Origin of the sequence: Streptomyces galbus, from assembly GCF_005280195.1 — a bacterium.
Taxonomy (GTDB): Bacteria; Actinomycetota; Actinomycetes; order Streptomycetales; family Streptomycetaceae; genus Streptomyces; species Streptomyces galbus.
Genome location: NZ_SZPR01000002.1, coordinates 115,731 through 139,730, shown reverse-complemented (window position 1 = coordinate 139,730; position 24,000 = coordinate 115,731). Strand labels below are relative to the sequence as shown.

Below are 24,000 nucleotides of genomic sequence, written 5' to 3'. Positions count from 1 at the left end.
GTCGATGACCGACGCCCACGCGTTCATACCGGCCGCAAAGCCCGTGATCGACGAGGCGGAGATCGAGGCCGCCGTGCGCGTCCTGCGCAGCGGCCGGGTCGTCCAGGGCCCGGAGGTCGCCGCCTTCGAGGAGGAGTTCTCGGAGCTCGTCGAGGGGCGCCACTGTGTGGCCGTCAACTCCGGCACCTCCGCGCTGCACCTGACCCTGCTGGGCCTGGGCATCGGCCCCGGTGACGAGGTCATCGTCCCGTCCTTCTCCTTCGCCGCCTCCGCCAACGCGGTCCGGCTGGTCGGCGCCGACGTCGTCTTCGTGGACATCGAGGCCGACTCGTACTGCCTGGACCCGGCCGCCGTGGAGGCCGCCATCACGCCGCGCACCGCGGCGATCATGCCGGTCCACCTGTACGGCCACCCGGCCGCGATGGACCGCATCATGGCGATCGCGCAGCAGCACGACCTCGCCGTCGTGGAGGACGCCTGCCAGGCGCACGCGGCCGCGCTGAACGGCACCCCGGTCGGCGCGTTCGGCGCCGCGGGCACCTTCAGCTTCTACCCGACCAAGAACATGCACAGCCTCGAGGGCGGCATGGTCACCACGGCCGACGCCCAGCTCGCCCGCACCCTGCGCCTGCTGCGCAACCAGGGCATGGAGCAGCGCTACGCCAACGAGATCGTCGGCGCCAACGTCCGCATGACCGACGTGTCCGCGGCCGTCGGCCGGGTGCAGCTCACCAAGCTGGCCGGCTGGACCGAGCAGCGCAACGCCAACGCCGCCTACCTCACCGAGCACATCTCCGCGGCGAACGTGGTCACGCCGACGATCGCCGAGGGTGCCCGGCACATCTTCCACCAGTACACGGTGCGCATCCTCGGGGACCGCGACGCCGCCATGGCCAAGCTCACCGAGGCGGGCATCGGCAACGCGGTGTACTACCCGACGCCGATCCACCGGCTGAAGCCGTACTGGGAGCCGGACCAGAAGGCCGGCCGCACCTGGGACCTGCCCGAGACCGAGCGCGCCGCCGCCGAGGTCGTGTCCCTCCCGGTCCACCCCGCCCTGACCCGCGAGGACCTGGACCGCATCGTCACCGCCGTGAACGCTCTGGGGGAGCAGCTGTGAGCACGAAGCCGCTGCGGGCCGGTCTCGTCGGCCTCGGATCGATGGGCCGGCACCACGCCCGTGTCCTCGCCGGTCTGGAGGGCGTCGACTTCGTCGGCGTCGTCGACCCGTTCGGTGACAAGTACGGTGCCGCGCAGGGCGCGCCCGTGCTGAACACCGTCGAGGAGCTCATCGCCCTCGGCATCGACTACGCGGTCGTGGCCTGCCCCACCGCGCTGCACGAGGAGGTCGGCCTCCAGCTCGCCGAGGCCGGTGTGTGCGCGCTGGTGGAGAAGCCGGTCGCCGACACCGTCGAGGGCGCGCGCCGGCTCGTGCAGGCGTTCGAGTCGCGCGGTCTGGTGGCCGGCGTCGGCCACATCGAGCGGTGCAACCCGGCGCTACGCTCGCTGCGCGCCCGCCTGGAGGCCGGTGAACTGGGCGACGTCTACCAGGTCGTCACCCGCCGTCAGGGCCCGTTCCCGCACCGCATCGCGGACGTCGGCGTGGTCAAGGACCTCGCCACCCACGACATCGACCTCACCGGCTGGGTGACCGGCCGCCAGTACGTGTCGATCGCCGCCCACACCGTCTCCAAGAGCGGCCGCGAGCACGAGGACATGGTCTCCGCGGTCGGCCGCCTCGACGACGGCACGATGGTCAACCACCTGGTCAACTGGCTGAGCCCGCTCAAGGAGCGGTTCACCTCCGTGACCGGCGAGCGCGGCTGCTTCATCGCCGACACCCTCACGGCCGACCTGACGTTCCACTCCAACGCCGCGGTGGCCACGGAGTGGGAGGCGCTGCAGGCGTTCCGCGGTGTGTCCGAGGGGGACATGATCCGCTACGCGATCCCGAAGCGGGAGCCGCTGCAGGTCGAACACGAGCTGTTCCGGGACGCGGTCCTCGGGAAGGAAAGGGACATCTGCACCCTGCGCCAGGGTCTGCGCACGGTGGAGGTGGCGGCGGCCGTCCTCCGGTCGGCGAGCGAGAGCGGTACGGTGCACATCGACCTCGAAGATGTCACAGCCGCCCTATAGGCTCGTATACCAGCCTTCCATGGCTCAACGGCCCTCCCTGACATCAGGGGGGGCCGCGCTCCTGTCCCACTCGGAGGAAGTACCAGATGGAAACCGCTGCTCGCAGGCCGAGGCTCGCAGTGATCGTCGCCAACGGCATCACCGGCGACTCTCGGGTTCAGAAGACCGCCATCGCGGCGGCGCGAGACGGCTGGGACGTGACGCTGATCGGCAGGAGTGACACCAAGAGCGTCCAGCGCTCCAAGATGGGGCCCATCGAGGTGATCCGCGTTCCCGTGGGCTCCGAGTACCTGCGGGGGGTCAACGCGCGGCGCGGCAAGACGCTGCGGGCGGCCGTCACCCAGTTCCACCTTCCCGATCAGACGGCGCTGAACCGTTACACGGCGTCCTACCGGGCGTGGGTACGCCAGAAGTCGGCCGAGAGCGACTGGGCGACCCCGCCGCACCGGGCCTCCATCAAGGCGGCGCTGCGGGCCCGCCGTTCGGTCCACCGGCTGCGGGTGAAGGCCTACAAGTGGGAGCAGCGGCGCCGGCCCAAGGACCCCGCGCCCGTGGGGGACTGGCGGGTCGACTGGCCGCAACTGGTCGATCTCGACCTGGCGTTCGGTCCGGTGATCGAGGAGATCGAGCCCGACGTCATCCACGCCAACGACGTGACGATGATCGTGACGGCCGCCCTCAGCGCGGCACGGCTGCGCGCCCGCGACCACCAGTGCGCCTGGCTGTACGACGCGCACGAGTACGTCCGGGGCGTGGAGTGGCCGCACCGCCGCCAGGCCTTCGCGCTGCCGGCCGTGGAGGCCGAGTTCATCCAGCGCGCCGACGCCGTGGTGACCGTCTCCCCGCAGATGGCCGAACTGCTGCGGGACGACCACAAGTTGCCGGCCCTGCCGCTGGTGGTGGGCAACGCTCCGGTGCGCGAGGTGATCGGCGGCGGCCGCGCCACCTCCTCCGTGCGGGAGGCCTGCGGTCTCGCGCCGGACGTGCCCCTGATGGTGTACTCGGGCTGGATCGGCCCGGAGCGCGGCGTGGACGCCGTCATCGACGGGCTGCCCGACCTGCCGGGGTTCCACCTGGCCCTGGTGCACGGCCGGATGACGCCGCTGCTCGAGCAACTCCTGGCGCGCGCCGAGTCTTTGGGGGTGCGCGACCGCGTGCACCTGGTGCCGTACGTGCAGCAGCACGAGGTGGCCGACTACCTCTCCTCCGCCGACCTCGGTCTGACCCCCTTCCGGCGGGTGCCGAACTGCGAGGTCTCGCTGCCGACGAAGGTCTCGGAGTACCTGCAGGCCGGGCTGCCGCTGGTCACCAGCGACGTCAAGGTGATCAAGTCGTACGTCGAGGAGCACGGCCTGGGCGAGGTGTGGACCTGGGACGACCCCAAGACGTTCGCCGAAGCCGCGGCCCGGGCCATGCGCAACCGCGCGAAGCTGGCGGACGCCATCACGCAGGACGTGCTCACCGACCTGTCCTGGGAGGCGCAGAGCGCCAAGCTCCTCCAGCTCTACCGGGACCTGGCCCACAAGGCGCCGTCCGGCCCGAGGACGGTCTCCTGGACCGTGCAGGAGACGCCCGACGCGGTGAGGACGGCGGACAACACCGACGCCGAGGGCCGGCCGCTGTGGCGCAAGCTCGGCGGCACCAAGGTGCGGCTCGGTCTGGGTCCCGCCAACTACGCGGGCCAGGGCGCCGCGTTCGCGCAGGCGATCACCCGTCTCAACCGCGACGTCTCGGCCGAGGTCGTGATGAACAAGCGGCCGGAGTCCTTCGACTACCCGGCCGACGTGTACGTCGACGCGGACCGCCTGCGCGACCTCGACGTCCAGATGCAGCAGATGGAGCGGGTCATCGGCCGCTTCACCCACCTCCTGGTCGACGCCTTCATGCCGGTCTTCGGGCACCTCAACGGCACGACCATCGCCGGGGATCTGGACGCGCTGAAGCAGGCCGGGATCAAGGTGGCGCTGCTGGCCCACGGCAGCGAGATCCGGCACCCCGCCCACCACATGGCGCGGCACGCGTTCTCCCTCTTCCACGACGCCCCCGACGGCATCGCCAAGCGGCTGCAGGTCAAAGCGGAGACGAACAAGCGCATCGCGTCCGAGGCCGGGCTGCCGCTGTACGTGACCACGCCCGACCTGCTGGAGGACCTGCCGACGGCCAAGTGGGTGCCGTTGGTGGTGGACGTGGACAGCTGGGCCACGGACCTGCCGGTCATGGAGCGCAAGCGCCCCCTGGTCCTGCACGCACCGTCGAAGCGGTGGACGAAGGGCACGGACCGGATCGTGCCGGTGATGACCGAGCTGCACGACAAGGGGCTCATCGAGTTCCGCCTCGCCGAAGGCATCCCCTGGGCGCAGATGCGCGAGCTGGTGCAGAGCAGCGACCTGGTCCTCGACCAGTTCACCACCGGCGCGTACGGAACCTTCGCGGTGGAGGCGATGGCCGCGGGCAAGCCGGTGGTCGCGTACATCAGTGACGGGGTGAAGGCGGCGACGGACGGCGCCCTGCCCATCGTGACCGCCACCCCCGACACCCTCCGGGAGGTCGTCGAGGGCCTGGTCGAGGACCGCGCGGGCACGGCCGAGACGGGCCGGCGCTCCGCCGAGTTCGCCCGGGCCTACCACGACGGGACCTGGACGGCTCAGGTCTTGAGCGAATTCCTGAAGTAACGGTTCCAGAAAGGCTGTTCATGGAAGCGCAGAGCGCCGGGACTCCCCGCCGCCCCAAGGGCCGGGTCGTCATGCTGGTCGACAACAAGGTCGAGGGCGACTCGCGGGTGCAGAAGGCCGCGGAGTCGGCGGCCGCAGCCGGCTGGGACGTGGTGCTGCTCGGCCTGGTCCGCAGCGGCAGCGGACGCACCTGGAAGCTCGGTGACGCCGAGGTCCGGCTGCTGCCGCTGAAGACTCCGCTGGCCAAGCGGCACGCGGAGCGCCATCGCTCGCTCCTGCGCCGGCCGTTCGCCTACCCCCCGGGGCCGATGGCCGCCTACCGCCGCCAGTGGGTCAAGGCCTGGCGGGTCGACCTGGCGACGCGCCGCGCGGCCCTGCGGGTCGCCCCGCAGGCCGTCGGCGGCCCGGCGTTCCGCCGGGTGGAGGCGCTGCGTCTGCTGATGGCGGGACCGGCGTCCAGGTTCCTGCAGAAGTGGGTCGAGTTCCGGGCGCGCCAGGCGGCGCAGGCCCAGAAGGCAGGCCGGGCCCTGCGCGGCCCCCTGGACCGCACGTTCACCGCCCTGTGGCGGGCCGCCAAGGGGAACCGGGCCTGGCGGCGCCTGGAGCCCGTCCTGTGGGACTACGAGCTGACCTACGGCAAGGAGATCGACGCGCTGCGGCCGGACATCATCCACGCCAACGACTTCCGGATGCTGGGCGTCGGCGCCCGCGCCGCGGTACGGGCGCGGGCCAAGGGCCGCCAGGTCAAGCTGGTCTGGGACGCCCACGAGTTCCTGCCCGGGGTGCGCCCCTGGGAGGACAACGCCCACTGGATCCCCGGCAACACCGCCCACGAGAGCGAGTACGCCCCGTTCGCCGACGCCGTGGTCACCGTCTCCGCGGGGCTCGGCGACCTGCTCAGGGAGCGGCACGGGCTCAAGGAGCAGCCGACGGTGGTCCTCAACGCGCCGGACCGGCCCGTCGAGCGGGACCCCGCCCTGGTCGACGTCGAGCCGGAGCCGGACCTGCGCGCCCTGTGCGGCATCGGACCGGACGTCCCGCTGGTCGTGTACAGCGGTTCCCCCGGACCCCAGCGCGGCCTGGGCGACATGGTCGAGGCCCTGCCGCAACTGGACGGCGTCCACATGGCGTTCGTGGTGCCCTCGCCCGCGGCCGGCTACATCCAGGGACTGCTGCGGCGTGCCCAGGAGCTGGGCGTCGGTGACCGTCTGCACGCCGTGCCGTACGTCAAGCACTGGCAGGTGGTGCGCTTCCTGTCCGCGGCCGACGCCGGCTGCATCCCGATCCACCACTGGCCGAACCACGAGATCGCCCTGATCACCAAGTTCTTCGAGTACTCCCACGCGCGGCTGCCGCTGGTGGTCAGCGACGTCAAGACGATGTCCGAGGTGACCCGCTCCACCGGTCAGGGCGAGGTGTGCCGGGCGCAGGACGTCGACGACCTGGCCCGGGCCATCAAGGCCGTGCTGGCCGACCCGGAGAAGTACACGGCCGCCTACGACAAGCCGGGACTGCTCGACACCTGGACCTGGGAGGCACAGGCCGAGGTGCTCGACGGGCTGTACACGAGGCTCCTCACCGAATCCTCTGAGGCGGATAAATGACCACGAGCACGGGGGCTCCTGACGTCACGGTCGTGATGGCCGTGTACAACACCATGCCCTACCTCACGGAGTGCCTGAACTCCCTGGTGGGGCAGAGCATCGGTCTCGGCCGGCTGGAGATCGTCGCGGTCGACGACGGCTCCACCGACGACAGCGGCCGCGAACTCGATCGGTTCGCGCAGCGCTACCCGGACACCGTCAAGGTGATCCACCAGGCCAACTCCGGCGGCCCCGCCGCACCCAGCAACCGGGCGCTGGAGGTGGCCACCGGGCGGTACGTGTACTTCATCGGCGCCGACGACTACCTGGGCGAGGAAGCCCTGGAGCGCATGGTGGGGGAGGCCGACCGGCGCGGCGCGGACGTCGTCATCGGCCGGATGGTCGGCACCAACGGGCGCTACGTGCACCAGGCGCTGTACAAGGACGGCAACCGGGACGTCACCCTGGAGGACTCCGCGCTGCCGTTCACCCTGGCCAACACCAAGCTGTTCCGCCGGGAGCTGGTGGAGAAGCACAAGCTGCGCTTCCCCGAGAACCTGCCCGTGGGCAGCGACCAGCCGTTCACCATCGAGGCGTGCGTGCGCGCCCGCCGGATCTCCGTGGTCGCCGACTACGTCTGCTACTACGCCGTCAAGCGCGGCGACGCCAGCAACATCACCTACCGCGCCGACCACCTGTCCCGGCTGCGCTGCACCGCCGACATCATGGAGTTCACGGCCGGCCTCATCGAGGCGGGACCGACCCGCGACGCCGTGCTGCGCCGGCACTTCACCTGGGAGCTGGCCAAGCTCCTCCAGGACGACTTCCCGGGGCTCGGACGCCCGTTGCGGGAAGACCTGTGCGCGGGCATCGCCCGGCTCGCCGACGCCTACTTCACCGACGGCATCCGCGACGCCATGGACGTCAAGCGCCGGGTGCGCATAGCCCTGGCCCAGGCCGGCGCCGTCGACGAGCTGACCGCGGCCATCACCGCCGACACGGAGCGCCGGGCGCCGTCGTTCCTGCTCGAGGGCGCGCGGGCCTTCGCCCGCTACCCCGGCTTCCGGGCGCCGGCGCTCCCGCTGCCCGACCGCACCTTCGAGGTGCTGGGCGAGTCGGTCGCCGCGCAGCTCGCCCAGGGCACCGATCTGCTGGAGTCCGCCTGGGAGCAGTCGGGCGACGACCTGGCGTACACGGCGTCGGTGCGGGTGCCCGTGCTGGGCGCGCAGAGTGTCAGCCTGCGCCTGGTGAAGGGTTCCCTCCCGGCGTCGGCGGACAAGGCCGGGGCCCGCCGTCTGTCTCCGGGGCGCGAGCTGCCCAGCGCCTCGGGCGCGTGCGAGGCGAAGCCGACGGAGGACGGCGCCTCCAGCATCGTGCGCGCCCGCATCCCGCTGCAACCGCGTACTGTCAAACTCGGCGTCCGCCTCTACGTGGACGTCGCGGGCTCGACGTACGAGATCCCGGTGCGTGGTGAGGGCAAGCCCATGCCGCTCGCCTGCCGCTGGGGCCGCGAAGAGGATCCCTACCGTGCGTCGGCCCTCGTCAACAACAAGGGGCGGGTGGTCCTCCACCTGGCCCAGATAGACCCCCCGAAGCGCGCCCTGGCCTACCGGGCCGTGCGCACGCTCGCGGGCCAGGTGAAGCGCAAGCTGAAGTCCCGTAGGAAGTAGCCACTGTCCATGAACATCTGTGTAGTAGCGCTCGGCAAGATCGGGCTTCCGCTGGCCGTGCAGTTCGCGTCGAAGGGCCACAAGGTCATCGGCGCCGACGTCAACGACAAGGTCGTCGAGCTGGTCAACGCCGGTGTCGAGCCCTTCCCCGGCGAGCACGACCTGGACGTCAAGCTCAAGCAGGCCGTCGACGCCGGCCTGCTGACCGCCACCGCGGACACCGCGTCCGCGGTCGCGCAGTCCGATGCCGTCGTGGTGGTCGTCCCGCTGTTCGTGGACGCCGAGGGCGTGCCGGACTTCGGCTGGATGGACGCCGCGACCAAGGCGATCGCCCAGGGCCTCAAGCCCGGCACGCTGGTGTCGTACGAGACCACGCTGCCCGTCGGCACCACCCGCACCCGCTGGGCGCCGATGCTGGCCGAGGGCTCCGGCCTGACCGCCGGTGAGGACTTCCACCTGGTGTTCTCCCCGGAGCGCGTGCTGACCGGCCGGGTCTTCGCCGACCTGCGCCGCTACCCCAAGCTGGTCGGCGGCATCGACGAGGCGTCGACGCGGCGCGGTGTGGAGTTCTACGAGCAGGTCCTCGACTTCGACGACCGCGAGGACCTGCCCCAGCCGAACGGCGTGTGGGACCTGGGCACCGCCGAGGCGTCCGAGCTGGCCAAGCTCGCCGAGACGACCTACCGCGACGTCAACATCGGCCTGGCGAACCAGTTCGCGCGCTTCGCCGACCAGAACGGCATCGACGTCAAGAAGGTCATCGAGGCCTGCAACTCGCAGCCGTACAGCCACATCCACCAGCCGGGCATCGCCGTCGGCGGCCACTGCATCCCGATCTACCCGCGGATGTACCTGTGGAACGACCCGTCCGCCACCGTGGTGCGCTCCGCCCGCGAGGCGAACGCCGCGATGCCGGAGTACGCCGTGGACCTGCTGGCCGCCGCCTACGGCGACCTGACCGGCGTCAACGTGCTGGTGCTGGGCGCCGCCTACCGCGGCGGCGTCAAGGAGACGGCCTTCTCGGGCGTCTTCCCGACCGTGGAGGCGCTCCGGGCGCGCGGTGCCCACCCGTACGTCTCGGACCCGATGTACACGGCCGAGGAGCTCGCCGCGCACGGGCTGCCCCCGCACCAGGGCGAGACGGTCACCGCGGCGATCCTCCAGGCCGACCACGCCGAGTACCGCACGCTGACCCCGGCCGACCTGCCGGACGTCACGGTCCTCGTCGACGGCCGCCGCACCACCGACCCCGAGGCATGGAAGGGCGTCCGCCGGGTCGTCATCGGCGGCTGACCCGCCGGTTCGCACGCGAGAGGGCCCGCCCGGATTCGTCCGGGCGGGCCCTCTCGTGCGTGCGGGGCGCGGTGGCGCGGTCAGCCGGGGAGGTCCCGCGGGGTGCCCCGCCGCGACTCCTCGGCCAGCCTCGCGCGCAGCCACCGCTGGGACGGCTTCTCCACGAAGCGGTGCACCAGCCAGGACAGCACCAGCAGCATGAGCGTGGTGAGGGCGAGGGTGGCCCACGCGCCCGTGCGGCCGTAGAGGGTGCGGATCATCGCCCAGCCCAGCTCCTCGTGGAGCAGGTACAGCGGGTAGACCAGGGCGCCCGCCGACGCCAGCCACTTCCACCCGATGCGGTCGAGCTTGTGCAGGGCCACGGCGAGGACCAGCAGGTAGAACACCGTGACCAGGGCGAGCGCGACGTACGGGTTGCGGTCCATGCCCTTGTCGTGGCGCAGGTGGTCGGCGTGCTGGACGAGGTCGCTCTGCATCACCAGCCAGCTCGCCCCGAGCAGCCCCCACAGCTTGAGGTCGGGCCCGAAGCGGTACATCAGGTACATCGCGATGCCGGACACGAACAGAGCCGTGTTCAACGGCTGGGCGAAGATGCCGAGCAGGGGCACGTCGTCCTGCTGCACCAGGATGCTCGCCAGCAGCCACAGCCAGCAGAAGACCGAGACGCGGGTGTAGTCCAGGCCCTTCCAGAGCACCACCAGGAAGATCAGGTAGAACGTCAGCTCCACCCAGAGCGTCCAGTAGGCGCCGACCAGGTGCCGGGCGGAGAGCGGGACCTGGAACATCGTCAGGTTGGTCAGGGAGTCGCTGACGCTGGGCGCCTTGCGCTCGCCGTCGGGCAGGGCGCGCCAGACGACGACGGCGACGAGCACCGAGAACCAGTACGCCGGGAACAGGCGCAGGAAACGGGCGCGCACGAACTGCCCCGGGGTGCGGTCCCAGGCGGACAGACAGATGACGAAGCCGCTGATGATGAAGAAGAGCTGCACCCCGTAGGAGCCGTACGAGGTGTACGGGAAGATCGACGGGAACAGCGCCTTCGGGTTGACCCCCCAGTTGGCGTCGGTCGCCGCGTCCACACCGGTGAAGTGGAACACCAGCACGGACAGGGCGGCTATGACCCGCAGGGCGTCCAGTGCGTACAGGCGTGGCAGGGGGGCCCGCGGCGGCGCGCTGCCGGAACCGTCCTGCGCGTCCGGCTGGGCCGGAACCTTGATGTCCGTCTGGGACATGTGTCGTCCTCGTCGTGTGTCGTGGTGGCGCGGCCGCCAGGGTGTCGACGTGGGTGGGATCTCCAGGCCCCCTGATCCGCCGGCCCCCTGGGATCTCGCGCACTCACGCCTCGGTGAGCGTACCTTCCGCCGTCTCCCGGTAGCGCCGGCCGGACTTGGGGCACTCCCACACGCCTGCCTCGCCCGCCCGCTCGACCAGCCGGACGCCCTCGTGGCCGACCCAGCCGATCCGCCGCGCCGGCACTCCGACCACCAGCGCGAAGTCCGGGACGTCACGGGTGACGACGGCGCCCGCGGCCACCATGGCCCAGCGGCCGATGGTGATCGGTGCCACGCAGACCGAGCGCGCGCCGATCGAGGCGCCGTCGCCGATCTTCACGCCCACGGCCTCCCAGTCGCCGCCCCGCTTCTGCTTGCCCTCCGGGTCCACGGAGCGCGGGTTGTGGTCGTTGGTGAGCACCACCGCGGGGCCGATGAACACGCCGTCGCCCAGCTCGGCGGGCTCGTAGACCAGCGCGTAGTTCTGGAGCTTGCAGTTGTCGCCCATGCGGACGCCCGAGCCCACGTACGCTCCGCGGCCGATCACGCAGCCCTCGCCGAGGCGGGCGTTCTCGCGGATCTGGGCGAGGTCCCACACGCTGCTTCCGGAGCCGATCTCGGCGCTCTCGTCGACCTGGGCGCTGGGCTGGACCCTGTAGTTCACTCTCATGCCTTCCGGTGTCGGTCTTCGACCAGGGAGCATACGGGGTGGCCGGTATCGGCCCCGACCTCATCCGGCCAGCCGAAAACAGGCATCACGGGCCGGGCCGCTGGAACCATGAGTGCATGTACCTGGTTCACGCGCGTCTGGCGATGCCGGCGGACGCGGACATGCCGCCGGACGTCCGCGAGGCGGTGCGCCGCGCACTGCGGCCGGAGGACCGTGTCGAGCATCTCGCGGTCCATCCCCGCGCCCCCTGGCTGACGTTGGGGTTCTTCGTGCTGGCCGACGCGCTGGGCGAGGCGGAGGCGCACGCCGAGCGGGTCTGCCGCCGGCTGTTGTCCGCGGTGCCCCAACTGGGCGCGGCCCGGCTGGTGGGCGTGGGCGTGCCCCTGATCTCCGAGGCCTTCGCGCCGAGCTCCCTGCGGGACTGAGCCCGCGTCCGCCGAGGGCCGCGGCGGCCCGCTGGACACAATCGTCCAGGTCCCCTTCCGGCCAGCCGGGAAGCCTTCTGCCGGCTCCGGGCAGGGGCGAAGGTGGTGATCGCTCGTCCGACGATCACCACCCCTGGGGGGAACGAAGTGAGGAACATCCGCAAGCCCGGCCGCCGTGTCATGGGCATGCTCGCCGCCGGTGTGCTGAGCACCGGACTGCTCACCGCCGCCGCGGGCGGAACCGCGCAGGCGGCCACCACCTGCTCGGGCGGCGTGAACATCTACGGGGTGCTCGACGACGGCAGGCTGACCTTCAGCTCGATCAACCCGGCCACGGGCGACCTCGCCAAGGTGCTCGTCGGCCCGGACCTCGGGTTCGAGCCGAAGGCCATGGCGACGCTCAACTTCAACACCGTCCTGGTGACCTCGACGTCCGGCGCCCTGTACCGCGTCGACATCAGGACCAACAACACCAGCCTCGCCCTGCTGAACGCGCCCGTGAAGATCGCCGACAGCGGCTGGATCCACGACAAGCTCACCTACGACGGGCACGGTCACCTCTACGGCACCACGTCGGCCGGCCTGCTGCTGCGCTACAACGTGACCGAGGACAAGCCGGCCGGGTCCCAGCACATCGGCGTCCGCACCGAGATCGACACGGGCTTCGTCCTGAAGACCCTCACCGCCACCGGCGACGACCGGCTCAGCGCCACGACGGAGGACGGCCGCCTGCTGGACTACACGGTGGCCGGGGCCGGTTCGTGGAAGAGCAACGTACTCAAGTCCGCCGGCTGGTCCGGCTTCAACCAGCTCGTCTCGCCCGGCGGCGGCCTGTACTACGGCCGGCTCTCCACCGGCGCCATGTACTGGTACAAGGACGCCAACCCCACCGACGGCTCGGGCAGCGACATCACCTACCACCTCGACGACCCGGTCAACACCAGCGGCTGGACCCAGAAGCTGCTCTCCGCGCAGCCGGGCACCTACACGTGCACCACCTCGACCAGCACGGTCGACCGCGACAACATCACCCAGGTCAAGGCCGCGGGCCGGCAGATGATGAACGACAAGGACGCGGCCTGGGCCAACTCCACGCAGTGGGCCTGCCTGGAGACGCTCTGGGACCACGAGAGCAACTGGCGGTGGAACGCCACCAACCCGTCCTCCGGGGCGTACGGCATCCCGCAGGCGCTCCCGGCCACCAAGATGGACGTCGCCGGTGACGACTGGAAGGACAACCCGCTCACCCAGATCAAGTGGGGCCTGAGCTACATCGACGGCCGCTACGGCTCGCCGTGCAACGCCTGGAACTTCTGGCAGGCCAACAACTGGTACTAGGCCGCGTCCGCAGCAGCCACGAACGGGCGGCGCCCCCTCGACACCGAGGGGGCGCCGCCCGTTCGCGTGCTCACGCCGTGGCGACGCAGTCGGTCCGCGGGGACTGCGTCGTATCGGCCACCCCGTTCACGGTCAGGCGTACGGTGCCGCCGTACGTCTGCTCGTCCGGGTAGCCGGCACCGAACAGACAGTCCGGCACGTGCGCCGTCGTACCGAAGCAGCCGCGGCGCTCGCCGGCCGCCAGGGTGTACGAGGAGCAGCCGGCCTCCGCTGCGAAGTCCGCGGTGACCGTGCCGGAGACGGTGACTGCGGACGGCGAGTTGTTCACGACCACCAGCACGACCTGGGCGTTGTCGAGGGCGCTGCGCACCAGGCAGGCCTGGAAACCGACCCCGGCCCTGGCGGTGTGCACCACGGTGGGAGCGCAGCTCCAGGTCGAGTTGGTGGAGACGCTCTGCCAGTACGGCGCCGCCCCGGCCGGTGCGGCGGCCAGGATCAGGCAGCCTGCGGAGGCGGCTGCGGCGGCGAGGAGGCTGCTCTTGGACTTCAGCACGTGTCGGACTCCTTGGTCACGGAGGGAGGGAGCGCCGGAGGGCCCCGCCGGTGTCGGCGGGGCCCTCGGGGCGGGGGACGGGTGTCAGGCGATCTTGTCGTAGCGCAGGGCGACGTACGACGAGGCCGGCCAGCTGTCGATCGTGCCGCTGTAGACGTTCGCGGTCGAGTACTTCATGTCCGTGGTCGGGTTGGCCAGCGAGTAGTAGTAGAAGGTGCCCGCGTCCTGGTCCTTCCAGCCGGCGAAGAGGACCACGTGCTGGTCGCTGTAGTTCAGCGCGTCGCCCGGCCGGAGGGAGGACTTCGAGATCTGCGTGCTCACGCTGGGGAGCGTGTAGGTCGTCAGCGAGGAGGTGAGGTGCCAGGCCATGGAGACGAAGCCGGAGCAGTCCGTGCGGTAGGAGTGGTCGCCGTCCACGTCCTTGGCCGAGGCGCTCTGGCTGTACTGCACGTCACGGCCGTACCAGTCCTTGGCGCGGGACATCACTTCGCTGCGGTAGATCGTGCCGCCCTGGTTGGACGTCGGCGGGGCGGGCGGCACGTAGGCGCAGTTGTTGCCGTAGGCCGACAGCAGGGTCTGGGTCCAGCCGGAGGCGTCCACCGGGTCGTTGGGGTGGTAGGCGATGTCGGAGCCGTCGCCGTCGGTCGGGTCGACGTCGTGGTACCAGTACAGGCCGCCGTTGGTGCGGCCGTAGTAGAGACCGCCGCCGGGCGAGGAGAGCGAGTCCACCGCCGACCAGCCGTCGGCCTGCAGCACGGAGCGGTCCCAGTCGCCGACGCCGTTGATCTTGTAGCTGAGCAGCCGGCCGTCCTGGGTCGAGGCGACGAGCCGGTCGTCGCCCGCGGCGGCCAGGGTCTTGAGCACGAACCCGGTGTCGATCACGACGTGCTGGCCGATGTGCGCGGAGCCGGTCGGCTTGGGCTGGGAGACGACGTACTGGTGGAGCTGGCCCTCGACGGTGCCGTAGAGGTGGCCGTAGCCGTCGTACACCATCTTGTCGAAGGTCCAGCCGCCGTCCCAGATCTTGCTGACCCCGGCGAGGGTCAGCGAGGTGTTGTTGGTCTGCACGTCGACTCTGTACAGATCACCGGCGGTCGACGTGACCAGGACCGTGTTGAAGTTGAGCGTCGCCATCGCCTTGGGCGTGAAACCGAGGTTCGGGCCGATGAGTGTCTTGACCCGGTCACCGGTGTTCGGCTCGATCTGGCTGTAGGTCAGCCGGCCGTCCGCCAGCGTGCCGTACACCGACACGTCCCCCGTGCACGAGGCGACGGCGTGGGCGGGAGCGGCCGTCGCCAGGGTCAGGCCGCCGACCGAGAGGGCGCTGACGGCGAGGGTGGCCAGGGTGCGGCGGAGGGCGTGCGTGATCTTCATGGAAAGGCTCCTGCGCTGACGGGATCGAACGGACGCCGGGGTGCGCCGGCCCCCCGTGGACACCGCTCGCGGTGCGGCCGAGGGGGCCGGCCCCAGCCGGGCGGCCGGTGGCAGGAACTACTTTCTTCGCAGGTCAGCGGGGCGGGAAGGGCTTTCGGGTGGACGCAACTGGCCTTGGCCCGTTACGTCCAGAGCGTTACAGCCAGCCCCGGTGCGCGGCCTTCACCCCGGCCTCGAAGCGGCTGCGCGCACCGAGCCGCTCCATCAGGGACGTGGCGATGCGGCGTGCCGTGCGGTGGGAGACCCCGAGCCGCTTGGCGATCGCCTCGTCGGTGTGGCCGGCGGCCAGCAACTGCAGGGTCGCCGACTCCGATTCGGTCAGTCCGTGCTCGTCGCGCGAGGCCACGGCACCGAACGGCGTGGCGTTCGCCCACACGGTCTCGAACAGGGCGCACAGGGCGGCCAGGGTGCCGTGGCCGGTGAGGACGACGGCACCGGACGCGCTGTCCTCGCCGTTCACCGGGATGACCGCGGTGGCCCTGTCCACGATGATCATGCGGATCGGCAGCGTCGCCACCGTACGGGCCTCGCGGCCCAGGCCCGACAGCCACTGGGCGTACTCCAGGGTGTGGGGGCTGTTGCGCACGCTCTCCAGGTAGACGGTGCGCATGCGCACCCCGCGGCTCAGCAGGGCCTCGTCGAGGGGACGGGAGGCCTCCAGGTTCTCGGGGGTCTGCTCGCCGTCGGGCGCGAAGATCATGACGTCCTCGCGGACCTCGCGCTGCAGCCGCGTCAACCGGTCCCTGATCGCGTCGAGTCCGACGAGGTGCTCGACGCCGGGCGTCCCCGCGGTCGGCCGCAAGTCGGCGTACTCGGCGATGAGTTGGGCCGCGGCGGCCCGGGACGCCTCGACGCGCTGCTGCTGGGCGGCGAGTTCGGCCTGCTGGCGGGCCAGCAGCAGTTCCATGCCGACGTCGGGGCTGACCGCCGTGAGCCGGCCGGGTTCCTCGTACGACGGCCGCACCAGGGCCAACTCGCTGAGCTGGTCCAGCGCCTGGCGCACGGCGCTCTCGGGCAGCCCCAGCCGGTGGCCCAACCCCGCCACGCCCTCCGCGGGATGCATGAGCATCGCCCGGTAGACGGTCTCCGTCTGCTCATCGAGTCCGAGTGCTGACAGCACGTTCCCCCTCCTCCACGTAAAGCAACGGCATGATCGCACGCCCGTGCGGGGGCTGGAGGGGCGGCTGGTGCCGGCTGGCCCTATTGGGCCAAGGCCCGTTGGGGCCATCGGGAAGCTCTTCCATGGGGTCTGACCTGCGGAGAAGGTAGTTCTCGTCGCCACGGCCCGAGAGCCGGGCGGCGCCGGAGGGGTCACCGCGGGACCTGAACCGGATCACGTTCCCGCCCGTCGACCGGACCCAGGAAGGCCGATCCCATGCTCTCCGCCCTCGCGAAGACCGCCGCAGTCGTTGCTCTCGCCTCCATCGCCCTCGCCCCCGCCGTCGCCGACGACCTCGGCCGCCAGACGGCCCAGGGCCCGGTGGCGGTCGCCGACGACTTCGGCTGGCAGTAGTCCGGCGGGCGGCGCGGCTCGTCCGGGCCTGACGGAGGCCACGGAGACACCGGCCGGCGCGAGACAGAAGGCGGTGGGGGGCCGCGAGGAGACGGTCCGCGTGACCGCCGGCACCATCGTCACGGAGGACGTGAGGCACGTCGTGCCCGAGCGACCGGGGCCCGGTTTGACCCCTCAAGCCGGGCCCCGTAACCTTGACCGTCGGCGTGTCCCCTGACGCGCCACATCCCCGTAAACCTCTTCCTCCGGGCAGGCCCGCACGGGTCGGTCCGGAGAGGCTGCTCGTGCGCCGGGCGGCTGGCCTGCGGGGGTGCCGTTCTCCGAGCGAAAGAGAGATCCGCGTGTACGCCATCGTGCGCAGCGGTGGTCGCCAGCACAAGGTTGCTGTCGGCGACATCGTTGAGGTTGACAAGATTTCCACCGCCAAGGTTGGCGACACGGTCGAGCTCTCGACCCTGCTCGTTGTCGACGGCGACGCCGTGACCAGCGACCCGTGGGTGCTGGCCGGCATCAAGGTCCAGGCCGAGGTCGTGGACCACCACAAGGGCCAGAAGATCGACATTCTGCGCTACAAGAACAAGACCGGCTACCGCCGTCGTCAGGGCCACCGCCAGCAGTACACGGCGATCAAGGTCACGTCGATCCCCACGGCCGCGAAGTAAGGGACTGAGGAGAAATGGCACACAAGAAGGGCGCATCGTCCACCCGGAACGGTCGCGACTCCAATGCCCAGCGGCTCGGCGTGAAGCGCTTCGGCGGTCAGGTCGTGAACGCCGGTGAGATCCTGATCCGCCAGCGCGGCACCCACTTCCACCCGGGCGCCGGTGTCGGCCGCGGCGGCGACGACACGCTGTTCGCGCTGCAGGCCGGTGCGGTGGAGTTCGGTACCCACCGCGGCCGCAAGGTCGTGAACATCGTTCCGGTCGCCTGAGCGGGCTGATCGAAACTCTTCGCGAGGCGGACCTCACTTCCCGGGCGGGAAGGCGGGTCCGCCTTTCGCGTGTTACGCAGGAGAAGGGCGCGGCGCCACACCCGCGCCCGGAGAAACACCCGTACGTACGGCAGACCGAAGTGCTGGAGGCACCCATCATGACCACCTTCGTGGACCGCGTCGAACTTCACGTCGCCGCGGGTAACGGAGGCCACGGCTGTGCCTCCGTCCACCGTGAGAAGTTCAAGCCGCTCGGCGGGCCCGACGGCGGCAACGGCGGACGCGGCGGCGACGTGATCCTCACCGTCGACCAGTCCGTCACCACGCTCCTCGAGTACCACCACTCCCCGCACCGCAAGGCCACCAACGGCAAGCCGGGCGAGGGCGGCAACCGCAGCGGCAAGGACGGCCAGGACCTGGTCCTGCCCGTGCCGGACGGCACCGTCGTCCTGGACAAGGCGGGCAACGTCCTCGCCGACCTCGTCGGCCACGGCACCTCCTTCGTCGCCGCCCAGGGCGGCCGCGGCGGTCTCGGCAACGCGGCCCTGGCCAGCGCCCGCCGCAAGGCGCCCGGCTTCGCCCTGCTCGGCGAGCCGGGTGACCTGCGCGACATCGTCCTGGAGCTGAAGACCGTCGCCGACGTGGCCCTCGTCGGCTACCCGAGCGCCGGCAAGTCGTCGCTGATCTCCGTGCTGTCCGCCGCGAAGCCGAAGATCGCCGACTACCCGTTCACCACCCTGGTGCCCAACCTCGGCGTGGTCACCGCCGGCTCGACCGTGTACACGATCGCCGACGTCCCCGGCCTGATCCCCGGCGCCAGCCAGGGCAAGGGCCTGGGCCTGGAGTTCCTGCGGCACGTCGAGCGGTGCAGCGTCCTGGTGCACGTGCTGGACACGGCGACCCTGGAGTCCGACCGCGACCCCGTCTCCGACCTCGACATCATCGAGGAGGAGCTGCGCCAGTACGGCGGCCTCGACAACCGTCCGCGGATCGTCGTCCTCAACAAGATCGACGTACCGGACGGCAAGGACCTGGCCGAGATGGTCCGGCCCGACCTGGAGGCCCGCGGCTACCGCGTCTTCGAGGTGTCGGCCGTCGCCCACACGGGCCTGCGGGAGCTGTCCTTCGCGCTCGCCGAGCTGGTCGCGCGCGCCCGCGCCGCCAAGCCCCGCGAGGAGGCCACGCGCATCGTCATCCGGCCCCAGGCCGTGGACGACGCCGGCTTCACCGTCACCCGTGAGGACGTCGACGGCGAGCCGCTGTTCCGCGTGCGCGGCGAGAAGCCCGAGCGCTGGGTGCGCCAGACCGACTTCAACAACGACGAGGCCGTGGGTTACCTCGCCGACCGTCTCAACCGCCTCGGTGTCGAGGAGGAGCTGATGAAGGCGGGCGCCCGCTCCGGCGACGGCGTCGCCATCGGCCCCGAGGAGAACGCCGTGGTCTTCGACTGGGAGCCGTCCGTGGTGGCCGGCGCCGAGATGCTCGGCCGCCGCGGCGAGGACCACCGCTTCGAGGCCCCGCGCCCCGCGGCCCAGCGCCGCCGGGACCGCCAGGCCGAACACGACGAGTCCCACCGCGAGTTCGACGGCTTCGAACCCTTCTAGCCGCCACACGTCCGGGGCCGCCCGCCGGTACGGCGGGCGGCCCCGGGCTGTTGGCGCACCGTGGTGCGCCGGCGTCACAAGAGGGTGTAGCTCGCGGTGGGGCTGTAGGTGCCGATGTCGACGCCGTTCATGTAGAAGATGCTGTAGGCGGTGTTCACCCCGGTGCGGCCGGACGACGTCTCGCCGTAGCACGCCTTGCGGCCGTTGGGGGGGATGTGGTCGTCGTGGCAGAAGCTCATGCCGCCGTCGGACTCCCAGTTGGCGTAGGTCTCGCCGAAGATCCCGACCGTCTTGTCGGACGTGTTCGACACCACGAGCACGGGCTGGATGTAGTGACCGGAGCCGTGGATGATGCACGTCTGGAAGAAGACGTAGTTCGACTTGTCGTGGTGGATGGTCTTCCCGCACGAGTAGTCGCTCGGCGTGACCCACGCCTGCCAGAGGGGCTGTGCGACCGAGGGCCCGGCGCCGAGCAGGAGGGTGCCCGCCACTGCGGCGGCCAGACCGACTGCCCTGATGATGCGACGCATGAAAGTCCCGTCTCTCTTCCACCGAAGTGGGCGAATGTCAGGTGCATGGTCCAAACGACGGTGATCTTAGGGGAGTGGCGGATCGCCCGTAGGCCTTTTGCGGCTCATGCCCGGGGAGGCATCGCAGTTCGTTCCGACGGGGACGGGCGGCAATGACCTTCCCGCCGAATCGCATTCCTGCCGCAATTCCCCAAACGTGAAGATCTCCCCCGCGCTCCGGGTCCCGGAGGAGTCGCGGCCCCCGGGGCGCCGGTGTGGTCCGCCGCGGCGGGTGTGCCGGCCGCGGCGCCGGGCAGACGAGGGGGAGGAGCCTCCGGGCGTGCCGACGGTCCGGTCGGCGTTAAGCTCGTGACGCTCGGGCTGTAAAACACTCCTGTGGAGCACCTCACAGGATTTCCAGACAGTGCCCACAGAACGACTCCGCATACTCGCCGGCACCGGCACGCAAGGTGAATGGCAGGTAGCGCCTGCATATGCAGGGAGGGACGCTCGCCTTGCATCGCGGTAACCGCAAGTGGGAACCTTTCCCCGTTCCCTGTCGCCCCAAGGTAGGTCACCCTGTGTCCCAGCACATAGCCAAGCCCCGTACGACCGCAGTGATCCTGGCCGGCGGTACCGGTCAGCGCGTGGGTCTGCAGATCCCCAAGCAGCTGCTGAAGATCGCCGGCAAGGCAGTCATCGAGCACACCCTGACCACCTTCGAGCACGCCGACTCCATCGACGACGTCATCGTGCTCATGGCGCCGGGTTACGTCCCGGACGTGGAGAAGATCGTCGCCAAGGCCGGGTTCCGCAAGGTCTCCCGGATCATCGAGGGCGGCGCCACGCGCAACGAGACCACCGAGCGCGCCATCTCCGTCCTGGGCGAGGGGCTGGCCGAGGGCGAGGACGCCAACGTCCTGTTCCACGACGCCGTGCGCCCCCTGCTGTCGCGGCGCGTCATCGACGACTGCGTCGCCGCGCTGGAGCGCTACCAGGCCGTCGACGTCGCCATCCCCTCCGCGGACACCATCATCGTCACGCGCACCCACGGCGAGGACGGGGAGTTCATCACCGACATCCCCGACCGCTCTCGGCTGCGCCGCGGACAGACCCCGCAGGCGTTCAAGCTCTCCACCATCCGCCGGGCCTACGAGGTCGCGGCCGGCGACCCCAACTTCCAGGCCACCGACGACTGCACGGTCGTCCTGCGCTACCTGCCGCACGTGCCGATCCACGTCGTCGCGGGCGACGAGTACAACATGAAGGTCACCCAGCCCGTCGACGTCTTCATCGCCGACAAGCTCTTCCAGCTCGCCTCGACCGCCGCCCCCGAGCAGAACGGCGAGGAGGACTACCGCCAACTGCTCACCGGCCGGACCCTCGTCGTCTTCGGCGGCTCGTACGGCATCGGCAAGGACATCGCCGAACTCGCCCGCGGCTACGGCGCCACGGTGTACGCGCTCGGCCGCTCCACCACCGGCACCCACGTGGAGAACCCGGAGGAGGTCGACGACGCCCTGTCCAAGGCGTACGCCGAGACCGGGCGCATCGACTACGTCGTCAACACCGCGGGCGTACTGCGCATCGGCAAGCTGGCCGAGACCGACAACGCGACCATCGAGGAAGCGCTGAAGGTGAACTACCTGGCCCCGGTGCAGATCGCCCGTTCGGCCTACAAGTACCTCGCCGAGACCAAGGGCCAGCTCCTGCTGTACACCTCCAGCAGCTACACCCGCGGCCGCGCCGAGTACAGCCTGTACTCCTCCACCAAGGCCGCCATGGTGAACCTCACCCAGGCCCTGTCCGACGAGTGGGCCGGCGACGGTGTCCGGGTGAACTGCATCAACCCCGAGCGCACGGCCACCCCCATGCGGACCAAGGCGTTCGGCCAGGAGCCCGCGGGCTCCCTGCTGTCCTCCGAGGCCGTCGCCCGCACCTCGCTCGACGTGCTGCTCTCCGAGCTCACCGGGCACGTCATCGACGTCCGCCAGCAGGACCCCACGGCCAGTGCCGGCCAGGCGTCCGGGTTCGAGCAGGCGCTGGCCGGTGTGCTGGACCGCCACGACGGCGTGGCATAATCAGCCAGAAATAGCCATACGAATTTCAGGCCTCTGTGGCTCCCCGTTTACCGGAGCACGCAGGGGCCTGAATCCGTAGAAATCGCCCCGAACTCTCTCAGCCGATACACAGGGTCCATTCCGTTTCGGCCCGTACGGCCCCGATCGGCTGAATCGAAGGACCGAAGAACCGAACACCGCCCCCGACCCGGCTGACCGGCCTCCCCCTCCCAGAGCAGGTTCACCCGTGATAACCAAAGCCATCCGCGTCGCCCGTGTGGGCAGCGCTGCTGAGCTGGCCGCGGCGGCCCTCATGATGCTGGGCTACCCCTGCCTCATGCTGACCGCGCTCCTCCCGAGCGTCCCCGCCTTCGCGGCCGTGGCCGCCGTGACGTACCTCGCGGACCTCTACCTCCACCGCAGGCGCAGCTACCTCGTCCAGCTGCTCACCAAGGTGCGTGCGGGTCTGTCGATCAGATTCCTCGTCCGCGAGCTGCTGCTGTTGCTGCTCCTGGCCCGCCTGGACCTCTCCGAGGCCCCGGCGTTCTACGCGGCCATCGCCTGTTTCACGGTCTTCTTCGGCCTCCAGGCCCCGCACGGCGCCCTGGTGACCCTGATCGGCAAGCGCCGTTCGATGCCCGTCCAGACCCGCAACGTCGACCTGGTCTCCCGCATCCGCATCCCCGACGCCCCGCCGCGGCTGCTGCTGCGCAACGCCGGCGAGAAGGTGCTGCACCTGGACCTGCCGGCCGTCGTGGGCCTGCTCGTCTGGGCGGGGGGCGGCCCCGCCGCCGTCGCCTACGCCGGCATCGGCGTCACCCTCGGCCTGGGCCTGCTCTACGTCCTCGCGCTGGTGCCGTACCTGCGCGCCAAGCGTCTCCCGCCCCGGGCCGACAAGGTGCTCTCCGCCGTCAGCGCCTGGCTGCGCGAGTACCGCCCCGAGACGGTGCTGTACTTCTCCGGCTCCGCCGACTCGGCGTACCAGGTCAACATGTGGCTGGAAACCATGGAGCAGCTCGACTCGCGCCCGCTCGTCCTGCTGCGCGAGCACGTCATCCTGGAGAAGCTCACCCCGACCACGGTCCCCGTCATCAGCGTGCCCGGGGGAGTGCACCTGATGAACCTGGACCTGTCCACGGTGCGGGTCGCCCTCTACGCGGCGAACGTCGGCAAGAACATCCACCTGCTGCGCGTGCCCACCATGAAGCACGTCTTCATCGGCCACGGCGACAGCGACAAGCTCGCCAGCGTCAACCCGTTCAGCAAGGTCTACGACGAGGTGTGGACCGCGGGCCGGGCCGGCCGCGACCGCTACGCCATCGCGGACGTCGGCATCCTCGACGGTGACATCGTCGAGGTGGGCCGCCCGCAGCTCGCGCCCATCCAGCCGCGCCGCGAGGTCCCGGCGGGCCGCGTGCCGACGGTGCTCTACGCCCCGACCTGGGAGGGCTGGGACGACAACCCCGGCAACACCTCGCTGATCCTGGCCGGCGTGAACATCGTCGAGCGCCTGGTCGCCGCCGACCCGCCGGTGCGCGTCCTGTACAAGCCGCACCCCTTCACCGGCACCCGCAGCGCCCGCGCCGGCGCCGCCCACCGCCGGGTCGAGGCGCTGGTGAAGAAGGCCGCCGCCGAGCGCGCCATGGACCCCCGCTTCACCCCCGACACCGCCGCCCAGGCCGCCGCCAAGGCGGAGCTGGCCCGGATCGAGCAGCGCCTGGCCGAGCTGGCCCGCACCCGCGAGGGCGGCGGCGACGAGGCCCAGACCGCCCGTGACGGGCTCGTCGACTTCCGCCGGCACGAGGAGGTCGCCCGGCTGCGCGCCGAGTGGAACGACGCCTACTGGCGTTCCTTCCCGGAGTGGGAGCACCGCGTGATCACGGGTTCCGAGCCGCGCCTGTACGACTGCTTCAACGTCTCCGAGGCGATGGTCTCCGACATCTCCAGCGTGGTCTCCGACTACATCGCCAGCGGCAAGCCGTACGCGGTGACCGACTCGGCGGGCCTCGGCGCGCAGGAGTTCATGCGGCAGAACACGGCCGTGCGCGCCGCGGTCATCCTCGACAACGGCGCCACGGGTCTGGACGCCCTGCTGGCCGCGGTGCGCGACCCGGCCGCCGATCCACTGGCCGGGGACCGCAAGGCGCTCAAGGAGTACCTGCTCGGACCGGACGAGCCGACGTCCATCGAGCGGTTCAACGCCGCGGTCGCCGCCCTCGCCCTCAAGGCGGAGGCGCGCAACGCCGGCCAGACGGCGCGGATCGCCACGACAGTCGACGACCAGGGCCTGACGAGCACCAAGGAGACTCCGGCCGGCTGAGGCGCCGGCCGCGGTGTC

20 protein-coding genes are annotated in these 24,000 nt (G+C 71.0%); 14 read left to right on the top strand and 6 right to left on the bottom strand.

The window, feature by feature from the left end; all coding sequences use genetic code 11:
• The first annotated feature begins 4 nt into the window (after positions 1-4).
• The 6 genes from E4U92_RS01235 to E4U92_RS01210 all read left to right on the top strand — a co-directional run bounded on the left by E4U92_RS01235 (position 5) and on the right by E4U92_RS01210 (position 9,354).
• Complete coding sequence (locus E4U92_RS01235; RefSeq protein ID WP_137298347.1) at positions 5-1,120, top strand: DegT/DnrJ/EryC1/StrS family aminotransferase; 1,116 nt, start codon at positions 5-7, stop codon at positions 1,118-1,120.
• Positions 1,117-2,136, top strand: coding sequence for a Gfo/Idh/MocA family protein (locus tag E4U92_RS01230; RefSeq protein WP_137298346.1), 1,020 nt, complete (start codon positions 1,117-1,119; stop codon positions 2,134-2,136). The genes E4U92_RS01235 and E4U92_RS01230 overlap by 4 nt, the downstream gene beginning before the upstream one ends.
• An 86-nt stretch (positions 2,137-2,222) precedes the next feature.
• Positions 2,223-4,808 (top strand): glycosyltransferase family 4 protein, encoded by a 2,586-nt coding sequence (locus E4U92_RS01225; RefSeq protein WP_137298345.1) that lies wholly within the window; start codon positions 2,223-2,225, stop codon positions 4,806-4,808.
• Between the two features lie 20 nt (positions 4,809-4,828).
• Complete coding sequence (locus E4U92_RS01220) at positions 4,829-6,412, top strand: glycosyltransferase family 4 protein (protein ID WP_229862298.1); 1,584 nt, start codon at positions 4,829-4,831, stop codon at positions 6,410-6,412.
• A complete protein-coding gene (locus tag E4U92_RS01215; protein WP_137298344.1) occupies positions 6,409-8,061 on the top strand; it encodes a glycosyltransferase in 1,653 nt (550 codons plus the stop codon). The genes E4U92_RS01220 and E4U92_RS01215 overlap by 4 nt, the downstream gene beginning before the upstream one ends.
• Before the next feature lie 9 nt (positions 8,062-8,070).
• Positions 8,071-9,354, top strand: coding sequence for a nucleotide sugar dehydrogenase (locus E4U92_RS01210; protein WP_137298343.1), 1,284 nt, complete (start codon positions 8,071-8,073; stop codon positions 9,352-9,354).
• Between the two features lie 80 nt (positions 9,355-9,434).
• Here the strand turns inward: E4U92_RS01210 and E4U92_RS01205 are convergent, their stop codons facing one another.
• Both E4U92_RS01205 and E4U92_RS01200 read right to left on the bottom strand, forming a co-directional pair.
• Positions 9,435-10,586: an acyltransferase family protein gene (locus E4U92_RS01205; RefSeq protein ID WP_137298342.1), complete on the bottom strand. Its 1,152-nt coding sequence runs from the start codon at positions 10,584-10,586 to the stop codon at positions 9,435-9,437.
• Between the two features lie 103 nt (positions 10,587-10,689).
• Positions 10,690-11,289 (bottom strand): acyltransferase, encoded by a 600-nt coding sequence (locus E4U92_RS01200; protein WP_137298379.1) that lies wholly within the window; start codon positions 11,287-11,289, stop codon positions 10,690-10,692.
• Between the two features lie 122 nt (positions 11,290-11,411).
• On the opposite strand from E4U92_RS01200, the gene E4U92_RS01195 reads away from it, so the two are divergent.
• Both E4U92_RS01195 and E4U92_RS01190 read left to right on the top strand, forming a co-directional pair.
• On the top strand, positions 11,412-11,720 hold the full coding sequence (locus E4U92_RS01195) for a hypothetical protein (RefSeq protein ID WP_137298341.1): 309 nt from the start codon (positions 11,412-11,414) through the stop codon (positions 11,718-11,720).
• A 147-nt stretch (positions 11,721-11,867) separates the two neighbouring features.
• The gene (locus E4U92_RS01190) at positions 11,868-13,058 is read left to right on the top strand and encodes an aggregation-promoting factor C-terminal-like domain-containing protein (RefSeq protein WP_137298340.1); all 1,191 of its coding nucleotides are present in this window, start codon (positions 11,868-11,870) and stop codon (positions 13,056-13,058) included.
• A 70-nt stretch (positions 13,059-13,128) separates the two neighbouring features.
• Here the strand turns inward: E4U92_RS01190 and E4U92_RS01185 are convergent, their stop codons facing one another.
• The 3 genes from E4U92_RS01185 to E4U92_RS01175 form a co-directional block, all read right to left on the bottom strand.
• A complete protein-coding gene (locus tag E4U92_RS01185) occupies positions 13,129-13,611 on the bottom strand; it encodes a hypothetical protein (RefSeq protein WP_229862296.1) in 483 nt (160 codons plus the stop codon).
• An 84-nt stretch (positions 13,612-13,695) separates the two neighbouring features.
• Positions 13,696-14,985, bottom strand: coding sequence for a hypothetical protein (locus E4U92_RS01180; RefSeq protein ID WP_137298339.1), 1,290 nt, complete (start codon positions 14,983-14,985; stop codon positions 13,696-13,698).
• Between the two features lie 196 nt (positions 14,986-15,181).
• Positions 15,182-16,165, bottom strand: coding sequence for a helix-turn-helix transcriptional regulator (locus tag E4U92_RS01175; RefSeq protein WP_137298338.1), 984 nt, complete (start codon positions 16,163-16,165; stop codon positions 15,182-15,184).
• Between the two features lie 255 nt (positions 16,166-16,420).
• Between E4U92_RS01175 and E4U92_RS35760 the strand changes: the two genes are divergently transcribed.
• From E4U92_RS35760 to obgE, 4 genes are all read left to right on the top strand, one after another.
• Positions 16,421-16,558, top strand: a complete 138-nt coding sequence (locus E4U92_RS35760; protein ID WP_168725010.1) for a hypothetical protein — start codon at positions 16,421-16,423, stop codon at positions 16,556-16,558.
• 341 nt (positions 16,559-16,899) lie between these two features.
• Entirely contained in the window at positions 16,900-17,220 is a 321-nt protein-coding gene (gene rplU, locus E4U92_RS01170) for a 50S ribosomal protein L21 (RefSeq protein WP_009188585.1), read from the top strand.
• Positions 17,221-17,234: 14 nt separating this feature from the next.
• A complete protein-coding gene (rpmA, locus tag E4U92_RS01165) occupies positions 17,235-17,489 on the top strand; it encodes a 50S ribosomal protein L27 (protein WP_067241160.1) in 255 nt (84 codons plus the stop codon).
• Positions 17,490-17,647: 158 nt separating this feature from the next.
• Positions 17,648-19,093, top strand: a complete 1,446-nt coding sequence (obgE, locus tag E4U92_RS01160) for a GTPase ObgE (RefSeq protein ID WP_137298337.1) — start codon at positions 17,648-17,650, stop codon at positions 19,091-19,093.
• Positions 19,094-19,167: 74 nt separating this feature from the next.
• On the opposite strand, the gene E4U92_RS01155 is transcribed toward obgE, so the two are convergent.
• Entirely contained in the window at positions 19,168-19,623 is a 456-nt protein-coding gene (locus E4U92_RS01155; protein WP_137298336.1) for a hypothetical protein, read from the bottom strand.
• A 560-nt stretch (positions 19,624-20,183) separates the two neighbouring features.
• On the opposite strand from E4U92_RS01155, the gene E4U92_RS01150 reads away from it, so the two are divergent.
• Together E4U92_RS01150 and E4U92_RS01145 are read left to right on the top strand one after the other, a co-directional pair.
• Positions 20,184-21,683 carry a bifunctional cytidylyltransferase/SDR family oxidoreductase gene (locus E4U92_RS01150; RefSeq protein ID WP_137298335.1) on the top strand — a complete coding sequence of 500 codons (1,500 nt, stop codon included), beginning with the start codon at positions 20,184-20,186 and terminating at the stop codon, positions 21,681-21,683.
• A gap of 256 nt (positions 21,684-21,939) precedes the next feature.
• A complete protein-coding gene (locus E4U92_RS01145) occupies positions 21,940-23,982 on the top strand; it encodes a hypothetical protein (protein WP_137298377.1) in 2,043 nt (680 codons plus the stop codon).
• The last annotated feature ends 18 nt before the right edge of the window (positions 23,983-24,000 follow it).

What these genes read in the sequence shown, in the direction of transcription:
- E4U92_RS01235 (WP_137298347.1), top strand. Translation starts at nt 5, where the DNA reads ATGACCGACGCCCACGCGTTCATACCGGCCGCAAAGCCCGTGATCGAC.
- E4U92_RS01225 (WP_137298345.1), top strand. Translation starts at nt 2,223, where the DNA reads ATGGAAACCGCTGCTCGCAGGCCGAGGCTCGCAGTGATCGTCGCCAAC.
- E4U92_RS01220 (WP_229862298.1), top strand. Translation starts at nt 4,829, where the DNA reads ATGGAAGCGCAGAGCGCCGGGACTCCCCGCCGCCCCAAGGGCCGGGTC.
- E4U92_RS01215 (WP_137298344.1), top strand. Translation starts at nt 6,409, where the DNA reads ATGACCACGAGCACGGGGGCTCCTGACGTCACGGTCGTGATGGCCGTG.
- E4U92_RS01210 (WP_137298343.1), top strand. Translation starts at nt 8,071, where the DNA reads ATGAACATCTGTGTAGTAGCGCTCGGCAAGATCGGGCTTCCGCTGGCC.
- E4U92_RS01205 (WP_137298342.1), bottom strand. Translation starts at nt 10,586, where the DNA reads ATGTCCCAGACGGACATCAAGGTTCCGGCCCAGCCGGACGCGCAGGAC.
- E4U92_RS01195 (WP_137298341.1), top strand. Translation starts at nt 11,412, where the DNA reads ATGTACCTGGTTCACGCGCGTCTGGCGATGCCGGCGGACGCGGACATG.
- E4U92_RS01180 (WP_137298339.1), bottom strand. Translation starts at nt 14,985, where the DNA reads ATGAAGATCACGCACGCCCTCCGCCGCACCCTGGCCACCCTCGCCGTC.
- E4U92_RS35760 (WP_168725010.1), top strand. Translation starts at nt 16,421, where the DNA reads ATGCTCTCCGCCCTCGCGAAGACCGCCGCAGTCGTTGCTCTCGCCTCC.
- rpmA (WP_067241160.1), top strand. Translation starts at nt 17,235, where the DNA reads ATGGCACACAAGAAGGGCGCATCGTCCACCCGGAACGGTCGCGACTCC.
- obgE (WP_137298337.1), top strand. Translation starts at nt 17,648, where the DNA reads ATGACCACCTTCGTGGACCGCGTCGAACTTCACGTCGCCGCGGGTAAC.
- E4U92_RS01155 (WP_137298336.1), bottom strand. Translation starts at nt 19,623, where the DNA reads ATGCGTCGCATCATCAGGGCAGTCGGTCTGGCCGCCGCAGTGGCGGGC.